At 71.4% G+C, this 13,412-nt stretch carries 12 protein-coding genes; 5 read left to right on the top strand and 7 right to left on the bottom strand.

What is annotated here, in order from left to right:
* Positions 1-107 precede the first annotated feature (107 nt).
* From tkt to pgl, 5 genes are read left to right on the top strand one after another with little or no spacing between them, the layout of a single operon-like run.
* Positions 108-2,186, top strand: coding sequence for a transketolase (tkt, locus tag CHF15_RS03280; RefSeq protein ID WP_089222023.1), 2,079 nt, complete (start codon positions 108-110; stop codon positions 2,184-2,186).
* A gap of 40 nt (positions 2,187-2,226) precedes the next feature.
* Entirely contained in the window at positions 2,227-3,345 is a 1,119-nt protein-coding gene (gene tal, locus CHF15_RS03275; protein WP_089222022.1) for a transaldolase, read from the top strand.
* Between the two features lie 5 nt (positions 3,346-3,350).
* Entirely contained in the window at positions 3,351-4,874 is a 1,524-nt protein-coding gene (zwf, locus tag CHF15_RS03270) for a glucose-6-phosphate dehydrogenase (RefSeq protein WP_089222021.1), read from the top strand.
* Positions 4,871-5,878 (top strand): glucose-6-phosphate dehydrogenase assembly protein OpcA, encoded by a 1,008-nt coding sequence (opcA, locus tag CHF15_RS03265; protein ID WP_089222020.1) that lies wholly within the window; start codon positions 4,871-4,873, stop codon positions 5,876-5,878. The genes zwf and opcA overlap by 4 nt, the downstream gene beginning before the upstream one ends.
* Positions 5,875-6,657: a 6-phosphogluconolactonase gene (pgl, locus tag CHF15_RS03260; protein ID WP_089222019.1), complete on the top strand. Its 783-nt coding sequence runs from the start codon at positions 5,875-5,877 to the stop codon at positions 6,655-6,657. Before opcA ends, pgl begins: the two co-directional genes overlap by 4 nt.
* A gap of 93 nt (positions 6,658-6,750) precedes the next feature.
* On the opposite strand, the gene pgi is transcribed toward pgl, so the two are convergent.
* From pgi to tpiA, 7 genes are all read right to left on the bottom strand, one after another.
* Positions 6,751-8,412, bottom strand: a complete 1,662-nt coding sequence (gene pgi / locus CHF15_RS03255) for a glucose-6-phosphate isomerase (RefSeq protein ID WP_089222018.1) — start codon at positions 8,410-8,412, stop codon at positions 6,751-6,753.
* Positions 8,413-8,458: 46 nt separating this feature from the next.
* The gene (locus CHF15_RS03250; protein WP_089222017.1) at positions 8,459-9,712 is read right to left on the bottom strand and encodes an MFS transporter; all 1,254 of its coding nucleotides are present in this window, start codon (positions 9,710-9,712) and stop codon (positions 8,459-8,461) included.
* Between the two features lie 78 nt (positions 9,713-9,790).
* Positions 9,791-10,558, bottom strand: a complete 768-nt coding sequence (locus CHF15_RS03245; protein ID WP_089222016.1) for a sugar isomerase domain-containing protein — start codon at positions 10,556-10,558, stop codon at positions 9,791-9,793.
* 131 nt (positions 10,559-10,689) lie between these two features.
* Positions 10,690-11,670 (bottom strand): N-acetylglucosamine kinase, encoded by a 981-nt coding sequence (locus CHF15_RS03240; protein ID WP_245938633.1) that lies wholly within the window; start codon positions 11,668-11,670, stop codon positions 10,690-10,692.
* A 109-nt stretch (positions 11,671-11,779) separates the two neighbouring features.
* Positions 11,780-12,115, bottom strand: coding sequence for an RNA polymerase-binding protein RbpA (locus CHF15_RS03235; protein ID WP_078619730.1), 336 nt, complete (start codon positions 12,113-12,115; stop codon positions 11,780-11,782).
* Between the two features lie 161 nt (positions 12,116-12,276).
* On the bottom strand, positions 12,277-12,513 hold the full coding sequence (secG, locus tag CHF15_RS03230; protein ID WP_018557252.1) for a preprotein translocase subunit SecG: 237 nt from the start codon (positions 12,511-12,513) through the stop codon (positions 12,277-12,279).
* 118 nt (positions 12,514-12,631) lie between these two features.
* Complete coding sequence (tpiA, locus tag CHF15_RS03225; protein WP_089222014.1) at positions 12,632-13,408, bottom strand: triose-phosphate isomerase; 777 nt, start codon at positions 13,406-13,408, stop codon at positions 12,632-12,634.
* Positions 13,409-13,412 lie beyond the last annotated feature (4 nt).

Genomic DNA, 13,412 nt, shown 5'->3' with positions numbered 1-13,412 from the left:
GTCGAGCCCACACTCGAAAAGGTGCACGCACGTGCAGGGGTAGGCTCGGCAACGCCCGGTGTGCACATCGTCACCGGCGTAATACATGTGGAGAGGAGCCCTCTCAGGTGAGCACCGAGCCGACCACCTCCGAGCTGGAGTGGAGCGAGCTGGACAGGCGTGCGGTTGACACCGCCCGGGTTCTGGCGATGGATGCCGTACAGAAGGTCGGCAACGGCCATCCGGGTACGGCGATGAGCCTCGCCCCCGCGGCCTACCTGCTGTTCCAGAAGCTGATGCGGCACGACCCCTCGGACGCCGCGTGGACCGGTCGCGACCGCTTCGTCCTCTCGCCGGGACACACGTCGCTGACGCTGTACACGCAGCTCTTCCTTTCGGGTTACGGGCTGGAGCTGGAGGACCTCAAGGCCTTCCGCACCTGGGGCTCGCGCACCCCCGGCCACCCGGAGCACGGTCACACGACGGGTGTGGAGACCACCACCGGCCCGCTGGGCCAGGGCATCGCCAACGCGGTGGGCATGGCGATGGCCGCCCGCTACGAGCGCGGCCTGTTCGACCCGGACGCGGCGCCGGGCGAGTCGGTCTTCGACCACACCGTCTGGGCGATCGTCTCCGACGGCGACCTGGAGGAGGGCATCTCCGCCGAGGCGTCCTCGCTGGCCGGGCACCAGAAGCTGGGCAATCTGATCGCCCTGTACGACGACAACCACATCTCGATCGAGGGCGACACCGCGACCGCCTTCTCCGAGGACGTGCTGAAGCGCTACGAGGCCTACGGCTGGCACGTGCAGCGCATCGAGCAGGACCCCTCGGGCGACTTCGACGTCCGGGCCCTGTACGCCGCCTTCGACAAGGCGCGGGCCGTCACCGACCGCCCCTCGATCATCGCGGCCCGCACGATCATCGCCTGGCCCGCCCCGAACGCCCAGAACACCGAGGCCGCCCACGGCTCGGCGCTGGGCGACACGGAGGTCGCGGCCACCAAGAAGGTGCTGGGCTTCGACCCCGAGCAGAGCTTCGAGGTCGCCTCCGAGGTGCTGGCGCACGCGCGCAAGGTCGCCGACCGCGGCCGCGAGGCCCACGCGGAGTGGACCAAGCGGTTCGAGGAGTGGCGCTCCGCCAACCCGGAGCGGGCCCGTACCTTCGACCGCATCCACGCCGGCGAGCTCCCGGCCGGCTGGGAGGACGTCGTCCCGGAGTTCCCCGCGGGCAAGGACGTCGCCACCCGCAAGGCCTCCGGTGAGGTGCTGAAGGCGCTGGGCGGCGTGATCCCCGAGCTGTGGGGCGGCTCCGCCGACCTGGCCGGCTCGAACAACACCACCATCGACGCCTCGTCCTCGTTCCTCCCGGCGGACAACCCGCTGCCGGAGGCGAGCCCGTACGGCCGCACCGTGCACTACGGCATCCGCGAGCACGCCATGGGCTCGACGATGAACGGCATCGCGCTGCACGGCAACACCCGTATCTACGGCGGCACCTTCCTGGTGTTCTCCGACTACATGCGCCCGGCCGTGCGCCTGGCCGCGCTGATGAAGCTGCCCGTCTCCTACGTGTGGACGCACGACTCCATCGGCCTCGGCGAGGACGGCCCGACCCACCAGCCGGTCGAGCACCTGTCCGCGCTGCGCGCCATCCCCGGCCTGAACGTGGTCCGGCCGGCCGACGCCAACGAGACGGCGATCGCCTGGGCGGAGATCCTGCGCCGCCACACCGCCAAGCCCGCCCCGCACGGCGTGGCGCTGACCCGGCAGAACGTGCCGACCTACCCGGCGAACGAGAACGCGGCCAAGGGCGGCTACGTGCTGTTCGACGCCGAGGGCGGTCAGCCGCAGGTCGTCCTGATCGGGACCGGCTCCGAGGTTCAGCTGGCCGTCGAGGCCCGCGAGCAGCTGCAGGCCGACGGCATCCCGACGCGCGTGGTCTCCATGCCGTCCGTGGAGTGGTTCGAGGAGCAGGACCAGGCGTACCGCGACAGCGTCATCCCGCCGAACGTACGGGCGAGGGTCGCCGTCGAGGCCGGCATCGGCCTGACCTGGCACCGCTTCGTCGGCGACGCGGGCCGGATTGTGTCCCTGGAGCACTTCGGGGCAAGCGCCGACTACAAGGTCCTCTACCGCGAGTTCGGTCTGACCGCAGAGGCCGTGGCCGCCGCCGCACGCGACTCCATCGCCGCAGCCGCACGCTGACGCACAGACGCATACGACGTACAGAGGAGATGCAGAACCCATGACAGACGCACTCAAGCGCCTCTCCGACGAGGGCGTGGCGATCTGGCTCGACGACCTGTCCCGTAAGCGGATCACCTCCGGCAACCTGGCCGAGCTCATGGACCAGAGCCACGTGGTCGGCGTCACCACCAACCCGTCGATCTTCCAGAAGGCGATCGCCGGCGGTGACGGCTACGAGCAGCAGCTCACCGACCTCGCCGCGCGCAAGCTGACGGTGGACGAGGCACTGCGGATGATCACGACCGCGGACGTACGGGACGCCGCCGACGTGCTGCGCCCGCTGTACGAGGCCAGCGGCGGCCAGGACGGCCGGGTGTCGATCGAGGTCGACCCGCGTCTGGCCCACAACACCGCCGCCACCATCGCCGAGGCCAAGCAGCTGGCCTGGCTGGTGGACCGGCCCAACACCCTGATCAAGATCCCGGCGACCAAGGCGGGCCTGCCGGCCATCACCGAGGTGATCGGCCGGGGCATCAGCGTCAACGTCACGCTGATCTTCTCGCTGGAGCGCTACCGCGAGGTCATGGACGCCTACCTGGCGGGCCTGGAGAAGGCCCGGGCCGCGGGCCTGGACCTCTCCCTGATCCGCTCGGTGGCCTCCTTCTTCGTGTCGCGCGTGGACACCGAGATCGACAAGCGCCTGGAGAAGCTGGGCAGCGACGAGGCCAAGGCCCTCAAGGGCAAGGCCGCCGTCGCCAACGCCCGGCTGGCCTACCAGGCGTACGAGGAGGTCTTCTCCTCCGACCGCTGGCAGGCGCTGGAGCGTGAGGGCGCGCACAAGCAGCGTCCGCTGTGGGCCTCCACCGGCGTGAAGGACCCGGCCTACCCGGACACCCTGTACGTGACCGAGCTGGTCGCCCCTGGCATCGTCAACACCATGCCCGAGGCCACGCTGGACGCGGTCGCCGACCACGGTGAGGTGACCGGGGACACCATCCGCGGCACGTACGAGCAGTCCCAGGGCGAGCTGGACGCGATCGGCGCGCTCGGCATCTCGTACGACGACGTCGTCCAGCTGCTGGAGGACGAGGGCGTCGAGAAGTTCGCGGTGTCCTGGAACGAGCTGCTGGGCTCGACCGAGGCCGAGCTCAAGCGCCTGGCGCCGAAGGAGGCGTAAGCACGTTGAGCAGCGCCAACCCGCTGCGTGACGCATCGGACCGACGGCTCCCGCGCATCGCGGGGCCGTCGGGCCTGGTGATCTTCGGCGTCACGGGCGATTTGTCACGTAAAAAGCTGATGCCCGCCGTGTACGACCTCGCCAACCGCGGGCTGCTGCCGCCGGGCTTCTCGCTCGTCGGCTTCGCCCGCCGCGACTGGGCGGACGAGGACTTCGCGCAGGTCGTCCACGACTCCGTCAAGGAACACGCGCGCACCCCCTTCCGCGAGGAGGTCTGGCAGCAGCTCTCCGAGGGGATGCGGTTCGTCCCCGGCGACTTCGGCGACGACCAGGCCTTCGAGAAGCTGCGCGCCACGGTCGACGAACTGGACAAGGCCCGCGGTACGGGCGGCAACTTCGCCTTCTACCTCTCGGTGCCGCCCAAGTTCTTCCCGAGCGTGGTCCAGCAGCTGAAGAAGCACGGGCTGTCCGATCCTCCCGAGGGATCCTGGCGCCGGGCGGTCATCGAGAAGCCCTTCGGGCACGACCTGGCCAGTGCCCAGGAGCTCAACCGGGTGGTCCACCAGGTCTTCCGGTCCGCGGAGGTCTTCCGGATCGACCACTACCTGGGCAAGGAGACGGTCCAGAACATCCTGGCGCTGCGCTTCGCCAACACGATGTTCGAGCCGCTGTGGAACCGCTCCTACGTCGACCACGTGCAGATCACGATGGCCGAGGACATCGGCATCGGCGGCCGCGCCGGCTACTACGACGGCATCGGCGCCGCACGCGACGTCATCCAGAACCACCTCCTCCAACTCCTCGCGCTGACCGCCATGGAGGAGCCGTCGTGCTTCGAGGCCACGTCGCTGGTGCAGGAGAAGCTGAAGGTGCTGCAGGCGGTCCGGCTGCCGGGTGACCTGGGCGGGCACACGGTGCGCGGCCAGTACGCGCACGGCTGGCAGGGCGGGGAGGAGGTGCTCGGCTACCTGGAGGAGGAGGGCATCGACGCCAAGTCCAGGACCGACACCTACGCCGCGATCAAGCTGGGGATCGACAACCGCCGCTGGGCGGGGGTCCCGTTCTACCTGCGCGCCGGCAAGCGCCTGGGCCGCCGCGTCACCGAGATCGCGGTCGTCTTCCAGCGCGCCCCGCACTCCCCGTTCGACAACACCGCGACCGAGGAGCTGGGGCAGAACGCCCTGGTCATCCGCGTCCAGCCGGACGAGGGCGTGACGATCAGGTTCGGTTCCAAGGTTCCGGGCACCTCGATGGAGATCCGGGACGTGACGATGGACTTCGCCTACGGCGAGTCCTTCACCGAGTCCAGCCCGGAGGCCTACGAACGGCTGATCCTGGACGTCCTGCTCGGCGACGCCAACCTCTTCCCGCGGCCGCAGGAGGTGGAGGAGTCCTGGCGGATCCTGGATCCGATCGAGGAGTACTGGGACCGGCACGGCAAGCCCGAGCAGTACACCGCGGGTACCTGGGGTCCGAAGGCGGCGGACGAGATGCTCGCACGAGACGGCAGGAGCTGGCGCCGGCCATGAACATCGATCTGACCGAGACCACCTCAAGCAAGATCAACTCGGCGCTGATCAAGGCGCGGAGGTCGATCGGCAGCCCGGCGGTCGGCATGGTGCTCACCCTGGTGATCGTCACCGACGAGGGCAACCACTACGACGCCCTCAAGGCCGCCTCCGACGCCTCGCGCGAGCACCCCTCGCGCATCCTGGTCGTCATCAAGCGGCCCGGCCGCTCCCCCCGCGACCGGCGCAGCGCCCGCCTCGACGCCGAGGTGCGCGTCGGCGGCGAGTCCGGCACCGGCGAGATCGTCCTGCTCCGCCTGCACGGCGAACTCGCCGACCACGCCGAGAGCGTCGTGCTGCCGCTGCTGCTGCCCGACGCCCCCGTGGTCGTCTGGTGGCCCGAGGACGCCCCGGCGAACCCCGCCGAGGACCTGCTGGGCCAGCTCGCGGCGCGCCGGATCACCGACGCGGCGGCCACCGAGGACCCGGTCGCCGCACTGGGGCTGCGTGCCGCGACGTACGCCCCCGGCGACACCGACCTCGCCTGGACCCGGATCACCCCGTGGCGCAGCGTGCTGGCCGCGGCCCTGGACCAGAAGCAGGCCGCGGTCAAGGGCGCCGTCGTCGAGGGCGAGGCGTACAACCCGAGCACGGAACTGCTCGGGCTGTGGCTCGCCCGGCGACTCGGCGTGCCCGTCAGGCGGAAGGTCTCCGACGGCCCCGGCATCACCGCCGTACGGCTGGCGACCGCGGACGGCGAGATCTGCCTTGACCGGCCCACCGGCTCACTGGCCGAGCTCGCCATCCCGGGCCAGCCGGACCGGCACGTGGCGCTGCAGCGGCGGGCGACCTCGGATCTGATCGCCGAGGAGCTGCGCCGGCTCGACCCCGACGAGGCGTACGCGGCGGCGGTGAAGTTCGGCGTGGACCGGCTCGCGCACGCCGAGGAGACGGCCGAACCGGCCGCCGCGGCGGCGGGAACCGGCCAGGACGGCGGCTCCGGCAAGAAGGCGGCCGCCCGGTGACCGCGCCCCAGGTGGTGGTCCACCGGGACAAGGAGCTGATGGCGCAGGCCGCGGCGGCCCGGTTGATCACGAAGATCGTGGACGCCCAGGCCGCGCGCGGCTCCGCCTCGGTGGTGCTCACCGGCGGACGCAACGGCAACGCCCTGCTCGCAGCCCTGGCCGCCTCGCCGGCCCGGGACGCGGTGGACTGGGCGCGGCTGGATCTGTGGTGGGGCGACGAGCGGTTCCTGCCCTCGGGCGACCCGGAGCGCAACGAGACCCAGGCCCGTGAGGCCCTGCTCGACGCGGTTCCGGTCGACCCGGCGCGGGTGCACGCAATGCCGCCCTCGGACGGCCCGCTCGGCAACGACGCGGACGCCGCCGCGGAGGCCTACGCGCGGGAACTGGCGGAGGCGGCCGGTCCCGAGGACCACGGGCCGGTGCCCTCCTTCGACGTACTGATGCTCGGTGTGGGTCCTGACACGCACGTGGCCTCGCTGTTCCCCGGGCATCCGGGGGTCCGCGAGACCGAGCGCACCGTCGTGGGCGTGCACGGCTCCCCCAAGCCGCCGCCGACCCGGATCTCGCTCACCCTGCCCGCCATCCGTGCCGCCCGCGAGGTCTGGCTGCTGGCGGCGGGCGAGGACAAGGCGGGCGCCGTGGCCATCGCCCTGTCCGGGCCCGGTGAGATCCAGGCCCCGGCGGCGGGTGCCCACGGGCGGGCCCGCACGCTGTGGCTGCTCGACCGTACGGCCGCAGCGAAGTTGCCCCCGCAGCTGTACCCGCCGTCCTCCCCGTGAGGCGGTGACCGGCGCGGGACGACGCGCAAACGAAAGACGCCGGGCGGGCTCCGAGGAGTCCGCCCGGCGTCTTTCGTTTGTGCGTCGTCCGCCTCAGCGGCCGCGCAGCGACCGGTAGGTGGCCACGAGGGCCTTCGAGGAAGCGTCCAGGCCGGCGACCTCGGCGCCCTCGGTCAGCGCGGGCTCCACGCGCTTGGCGAGGACCTTGCCCAGCTCGACGCCCCACTGGTCGAAGGAGTCGATGTTCCAGACCGCGCCCTGGACGAAGACCTTGTGCTCGTACAGCGCCACCAGCTGGCCCAGCACGGACGGGGTCAGCTCCTTGGCGAGGATGGTCGTCGTCGGGTGGTTGCCGCGGAAGGTGCGGTGCGGGACCTGCTCCTCCGGGACGCCCTCGGCGCGGACCTCCTCGCTGGTCTTGCCGAAGGCCAGCGCCTGCGTCTGGGCGAAGAAGTTGGCCATGAGCAGGTCGTGCTGGGCGGCGAAGGCCGGCTCGAGCTCGCCGACCGGGTTGGCGAAGCCGATGAAGTCCGCGGGGATGAACTTCGTGCCCTGGTGCAGCAACTGGTAGTAGGCGTGCTGCCCGTTGGTGCCGGGCGTGCCCCACACGACCGGGCCGGTCTGCCAGTCGACGGGCCGTCCCTCGCGGTCCACGTACTTGCCGTTGGACTCCATGTCGAGCTGCTGGAGGTAGGCCGTGAACCTCGACAGGTAGTGGCTGTACGGCAGGACCGCGTGCGCCTGGGCGTCGAAGAACTGGCCGTACCAGACGCCCAGCAGGCCCATCAGCAGCGGCGCGTTGGCCTCTGGAGGGGCGGTGCGGAAGTGCTCGTCGACCAGGTGGAAGCCGGCCAGCATCTCCCGGAACTGCTCCTCGCCGAGGGCGATCATCAGCGAGAGCCCGATCGCGGACGGGTACGAGTAGCGGCCGCCGACCCAGTCCCAGAACTCGAACATGTTGTCGGTGTCGATGCCGAACTTGGAGACCTCCGCCGCGTTCGTGGACACCGCCACGAAGTGGAAGCGCACCGCGTTCTCGTCGCCGCCGAGCCCGTCGAGCAGCCATTCGCGCGCCGAGGTGGCGTTGGTGATGGTCTCGATGGTGGTGAACGTCTTCGACGCGACGATGAACAGCGTCTCGGCGGGGTCCAGGCCGTGCAGCGCCTCGTGGAGGTCGGAGCCGTCCACGTTGGAGACGAAGCGGAAGGTGAGCTCGCGGTCGGTGTACGGCCGCAGCACCTCGTAGGCCATCGCCGGTCCCAGGTCGGAACCGCCGATGCCGATGTTCACCACGTTCTTGATGCGGCGTCCGGTCGAGCCGACCCACTTGCCCGTGCGGACGGAGTGGGCGAAACTCCCCATCCTGGTGAGCACATGGTGGACCCCGGGCACCACGTTGACCCCGTCGACCGTGATCTCGGTCGACAGGGGGGCGCGCAGCGCCGTGTGCAGCACGGCGCGGTCCTCGGTGACGTTGATCTTCTCGCCGCGGAACATGGCCTCCCGCAGCTCGGCGACTCCGGTGGCCGCCGCGAGGTCGCGCAGCAGACGCAGCGTCTCGTCGGTCACAAGGTGCTTGGAGTAGTCCAGATGGAGATCGCCGACCTGCACGGTGTAGCGCCGGGCGCGGTCCGGGTCGGTGTCGAACAGCTCCCGCAGGTGGGTCGCGCCCAGCTCCTCGCGGTGCTCGGCGAGCGCGTGCCACTCGGGCCGCTGGTCGAGACGGGTTCGGCCCTGCGTGTTGGTATCGGACATCAGTCCACTTCTCCTCGTCCTCCTGCTGCAGGTCCAAACTAGTTGATTACTTGCGCGTCGTTCTTTCACGTCCGCCGTCGGGCGTGGTGACGATCGGACGAAGAGCCGGCAACGCGCAGCCCACCAGAGCGGCCGCGAGCAGCAGCGGGGTGTTCGGACCGAGGATCTGCGCCGTGGCGCCGCCCAGCAGGGCTCCCAGCGGTGCCCCCGCGACTCCCAGGGTGCGCATGGCCGCGCTCACCCGGCCCAGCAACTTCTCGGGCGTGCGCTGCTGCATCAGGGTGGTCTCGTTGACGTTCCACACCATGCCGAGGGCGCCGAAGACGGCCAGGGCGGCCGCGGTCACCGCCAGGGAGCGCACAGTGCCGGCCAGGACCAGGCAGCCGGCCTGCAGGGCCAGGCCCGGCGCGAGGCTCCTGACACGGCCGCCCAGCAGCGCCGAGAGCCGCCCGGCGGCCGCTCCCCCGGCCACGCTGCCCGCTCCGTAGGCGACCAGGACGACGGCGTATCCCGTGTGCCCGGCGTGGAGCCAGCCGGTGACCTGGAGGACGAGGGTCGCCACCAGGGCGCCGATGCCCACGTTGACCACGGTGTTGGCCGTGCACAGCGCCCGCAGCACTCGGTCCCGCCGCAGCACGCGTATCCCCTCGGCGATGTCCTGCCGCAGTGTGCGGCCGGCCGCCCGTACGGCCCGCTCGGGCGCGGGCAGTCGCAGCGATGCCACCAGCAGGGCCGCGACCGCGTAGCTGAGGGCGTCCACCCCGAACGGCAGCGCGGCCGTGAGACCGAACAGCACCGGGCCCAGGGGCGCGGCGAGGAAGGTCGCGGCCGTGGTCTGAGCCGTCATCAACCGGGCGTTGGCACGGCCGAGTGCGCGGGAGGGCACGACAGCCGGCAGCAGGGAGGTCGTGGCGTTGTCGAAGAGGGTCTGCAGCGTGGTGAGGGCGAACGCCAGCACGAGCAGCAGCGCGATGCCCGCCCCGTCCAGCCACACCGCGAGCGCGAAGGCGGCCGTGAGCGCGCCCCGTACGGCGTCCACGGCCCACATGGCACGCCGCTGGTCCACCCGGTCGGCCACGGCCCCGCCGAGCAGCCCGAAGAAAAGCCAGGGCACATAGCCCGCGGCGGTGACGAGCGAGACCAGCAGCGGGGAGTCGGTCAGGCCCACGGCGAGCAGCGGCAGCGCCGCAGCCCGCAGCCCGTCCCCCAACCGCGAGACCGCGGCGGCCGTCCACAGCCGCCCGAACCCGCCCCGCCACGCGGGCGCGTGCTCGGTGCCGTACGCGATGCCGACGCTCATGGAAACCCCCGCTCACCGGTCCTCGACTTTCGTCACAGACCGTAGCGGGGGCCACTGACAACGCCGCGTACGCCCAGGTCAGAACCCTCCGCGGTGCAGCCGCTCCCCGTAGTGGCGCTCCAGGACGAGGTTGCGCTCGAAGCCGCCGGGGACGTTGGCCGAGACGTACACCGGTGCCTGGTGGCCCTCGGCGGTCATCAGGCCGACGGCCTCGGCCACGGTCATCTGGACGAGCATGGCCGAGGTGATCGTGGAGATCCCGCACAGCGACCCGCCGTCGGGCAGCGGGAGCAGCGCGTCACCCATCGGCGCCCCGTTGTCCAGGACGACGTCGGCGACGTCGGCCAGGTGCTTGCCGCTGGCGTGCAGCGCCGGGACGGAACGGGTGTGCTGCAGCGAGGTGAGGGCGATCAGCGGGTGGCCCGCCTCCTTCACGTGCAGGGCGAAGTCGACGATCGAGTTGTTGACGCCGGAGTTGGAGATCACCACGAAGACGTCCCGCGGATGCGGGGCGGCCAGCTCGTAGAGCCGCTTGCCGAGCCCCGGCGACCGCTCCAGCAGCGGGTCGGAGAGCACGGAGAGGTCCTCGCCGCCGCGGGCCACCAGGTCCGACAGCCCGATGCGGTTGGTGGGGATCAGCCCGCCGGCGCGTCCGGCGATCTCCAGCGCCGTGGCCTGCGAGTGGCCGGTCCCGAAGGCCTGGACGATGCCGTCCGCGGCGACGCAGTCGGCCAGCAGCCGGGCGGCGGCGGCCACGGAGTCCTTGTTGGCGGCGACCACGCGGTCGATCACCGTCCTCGCCTCGTCGGCGAACCGTGCAGCGGTGGTCGTCACGTCGTCGGCCATGGCCGATTCCCCCTGAGTCCAGTGATCCGGTGGGTGCTCCTCCGAAACGATGGACGAGAGGTCTAGTCCACGTCAATCCCCAGGCGGGGGTGTCCTGTCGGGACCGTCCGAACCGTCCGGTTCGCTCCCGCTCAGTCCCCGTTCACCCGCAGCCGGGCCAGCGCAAGCGCGCCCGCGCCGCCGTCGCGCACCGGCAGCACGTCCAGGTCCATCTCCTCGGCACGGGCCACGATCCGGCCGAGCAGCGGCCCCGTCGGCCCCAGCAGCCCGCCCGTGACGACCAGGGGTTCGCCCGCCCGCGGGTCCAGCGCGGCGACGGTGGCGGCCAGTTCGTCGGCGGCGTCGTCCAGCAGGGCTCCGGCGACCTCGTCGCCGTCCCGGTCGGCGGCGACGGCGAGCGGACTCAACCTGGCCAGCCTGACCGGGGATTCGGCGTACACCAGCGGCACCAGACGGTTGCGCAGCACATGGCACTCGTGGCCGCCGGGGCGTTCCTGCGCGAGGTACGGCCCCCCGGGGGAGCCCATGTAGTGGGAGAGCACGGCCTCGACCAGGATCGTCCACGGCCCGCGCCCGTCCAGCGCGCGCAGGGCGGCCCGCATGACCTCGCGGCCCAGCCAGAAGCCGCTGCCCTCGTCACCGACCAGCCAGCCGTTGCCGTCCGCGACGAGGGTCTGGTTGCGCTTCTCGATCCGCGCGGCCACGGCTCCGGTCCCGGCGACCAGCGCCAGTCCGTCCGCCGGCGTGCCCGGCGCGGAGGCGAAGGCGACCTCGATGTCACCGCAGACCGTCACCTCGGGCGCACCGACGCCGTGGCTGTCGAGCGCCGCCCGCAGACAGGAGATGGCCAGCTCGTGCCCCGTCTCGGGGCCGGTGCCGAGCGCCGCGCCGGCGAAGCCGCCCACGACGGTCGCGACCTCGCCCCTGCGGTCCTCCGGGACCGCGCCGCGGATGGCGTCCGCGAGGTGCTGCGTCAGCGCCACGCGTTCGACGGTCATCGCGTTGCCGGGGCCGCCCTCACCCTCGCCGAGCACCACGCCGTCGGGCGCCGCCTCGGCCAGGTAGGCGCGCGTCCGGGTTCCGCCCGCATCGATGCCGATCACCAGAGACACGACACGGAGTATACGTTCCGGTTACGCACTGAAGGGACGCGACGGGCCCGGTCCGCGAAAGAAGGGTCTTCCTTGCGGGTCGGGCCCGTGGAGCATCAGCCGGTACGGCTCAGATCTCGCCGCGCAGCTTGGCCAGCGCCTCGGCGAGGATCGCCTCGCCGTCGGCCGCGCTGCGCCGCTCCCGCACGTACGCCAGGTGCGTCTTGTACGGCTCGGTGCGCGGGGGCGCAGGCGGGTTCTCCTCGTCCTGTCCCGCCGGGAAGCCGCAGCGCGGGCAGTCCCAGTGCTCGGGGATCTGCGCGTCGCTCGCGAAACTCGGCCGGGTCTCGTGCCCGTTGGAGCACCAGAAGGAGATGCGGAGGCGCGGCGCGGACTCGCCCCGCTCAGCCTCTCCCATCGGCCCCGCCCCGACCCGACTACCACGGATCGCGTTGCCACTTGCCACGGTCGTAACTCCCTGCGTGATGGTGCTGCGAGGTCGCCCAGTGTACGGAGACCGGTTCGCCCCGCGCCTGCGGGGAAAGGGCACCGTATCCCATGGGGCCCTCCCATGATAAGTCGCGCCGACGACGAGGCGTCAGTTCTCCCCGGAAGCCGGGGACTCGGTCACTTCTGGAACTTCAGCAGAAGCCCGAGAGCGACAATGCAGGCAAACCACAACAGACCGATGACAACCGTGATCCGGTCGAGGTTGCGCTCGGCCACCGAGGAACCGCCGACGGACGACTGCATGCCGCCACCGAACATGTCGGACAGACCGCCGCCCTTGCCCTTGTGCATCAGCACGAGCAGCAACAGCAGCAGGCTGAAGATGATGAGGGCGATGGAGAACCCGATGACCACAGCTGGACCAACTCTCTCGGTGACCTAGGACGACGCGGGGGCCGGGCCGCTGCCTCGCAGCGCTCCGACCCCCGACAGAGTACTTCGGGCAGGGCCCGACAGCCTACTGCCGCAGAACTTACTGGTCGCGGAAGCGGATGATCTTGACGAACTCCTCCGAGTCCAGCGCGGCACCGCCGACCAGGGCGCCGTCCACGTCGGGCTGCGCCATGATCGCCGCGATGTTGCCGGCCTTGACCGAGCCGCCGTACTGGATGCGGATCACGTCGGCCACCGCCTGGCCGTACAGCTCTGCCAGCCGGCCGCGGATCGCCCCGCAGACCTCCTGGGCGTCCTCGGGGGTGGCGACCTCGCCGGTGCCGATGGCCCATACCGGCTCGTAGGCGACGACCAGCGTCTCGGCCTGCTCGGCCGGGACGTCCTTGAGGGCGCCGTCGACCTGGGCGAGGGTGAAGGCCACCTGCTCGCCGGCCTTGCGGACGTCCAGGCCCTCGCCGACGCAGACGATCGGCGTCAGGTCGTGCCGGAACGCCGCCTTGACCTTGGCGTTCACCTGCTCGTCGGTCTCGTGGTGGTACTGGCGGCGCTCCGAGTGGCCGATGACCACGTACGAGCACTTCAGCTTGGCCAGCATCGGGCCGGAGATCTCGCCGGTGTAGGCGCCGGAGTCGTGCGCCGACAGGTCCTGGGCACCGTACTTGATCTTCAGCTTGTCGGCCTCGATCAGGGTCTGCACACCCCGGAGGTCGGTGAAGGGCGGCAGCACGACGGCCTCGACGGCGTCGAAGTCCTTGTCGTTGAGCGCGAAGGCGAGCTTCTGGACGTGGGCGATGGCCTCGAGGTGGTTGAGGTTCATCTTCCAGTTGCCCGCCATGATCGGCGTGCGCGAGGTCATCGGG

It is taken from the genome of Actinacidiphila glaucinigra, assembly GCF_900188405.1.
In the GTDB taxonomy this organism is placed as follows: domain Bacteria; phylum Actinomycetota; class Actinomycetes; order Streptomycetales; family Streptomycetaceae; genus Actinacidiphila; species Actinacidiphila glaucinigra.
The sequence above is the reverse complement of the archived record's forward strand: the minus strand, read 5'-3'. Positions and strand labels throughout refer to the sequence as shown.

Excerpts from the sequence above, each read along its gene's own strand:
- tal (WP_089222022.1), top strand. The coding sequence starts at position 2,227 with ATGACAGACGCACTCAAGCGCCTCTCCGACGAGGGCGTGGCGATCTGG.
- opcA (WP_089222020.1), top strand. The coding sequence starts at position 4,871 with ATGAACATCGATCTGACCGAGACCACCTCAAGCAAGATCAACTCGGCG.
- pgi (WP_089222018.1), bottom strand. The coding sequence starts at position 8,412 with ATGTCCGATACCAACACGCAGGGCCGAACCCGTCTCGACCAGCGGCCC.
- CHF15_RS03250 (WP_089222017.1), bottom strand. The coding sequence starts at position 9,712 with ATGAGCGTCGGCATCGCGTACGGCACCGAGCACGCGCCCGCGTGGCGG.
- CHF15_RS03245 (WP_089222016.1), bottom strand. The coding sequence starts at position 10,558 with ATGGCCGACGACGTGACGACCACCGCTGCACGGTTCGCCGACGAGGCG.
- tpiA (WP_089222014.1), bottom strand. The coding sequence starts at position 13,408 with ATGACCTCGCGCACGCCGATCATGGCGGGCAACTGGAAGATGAACCTC.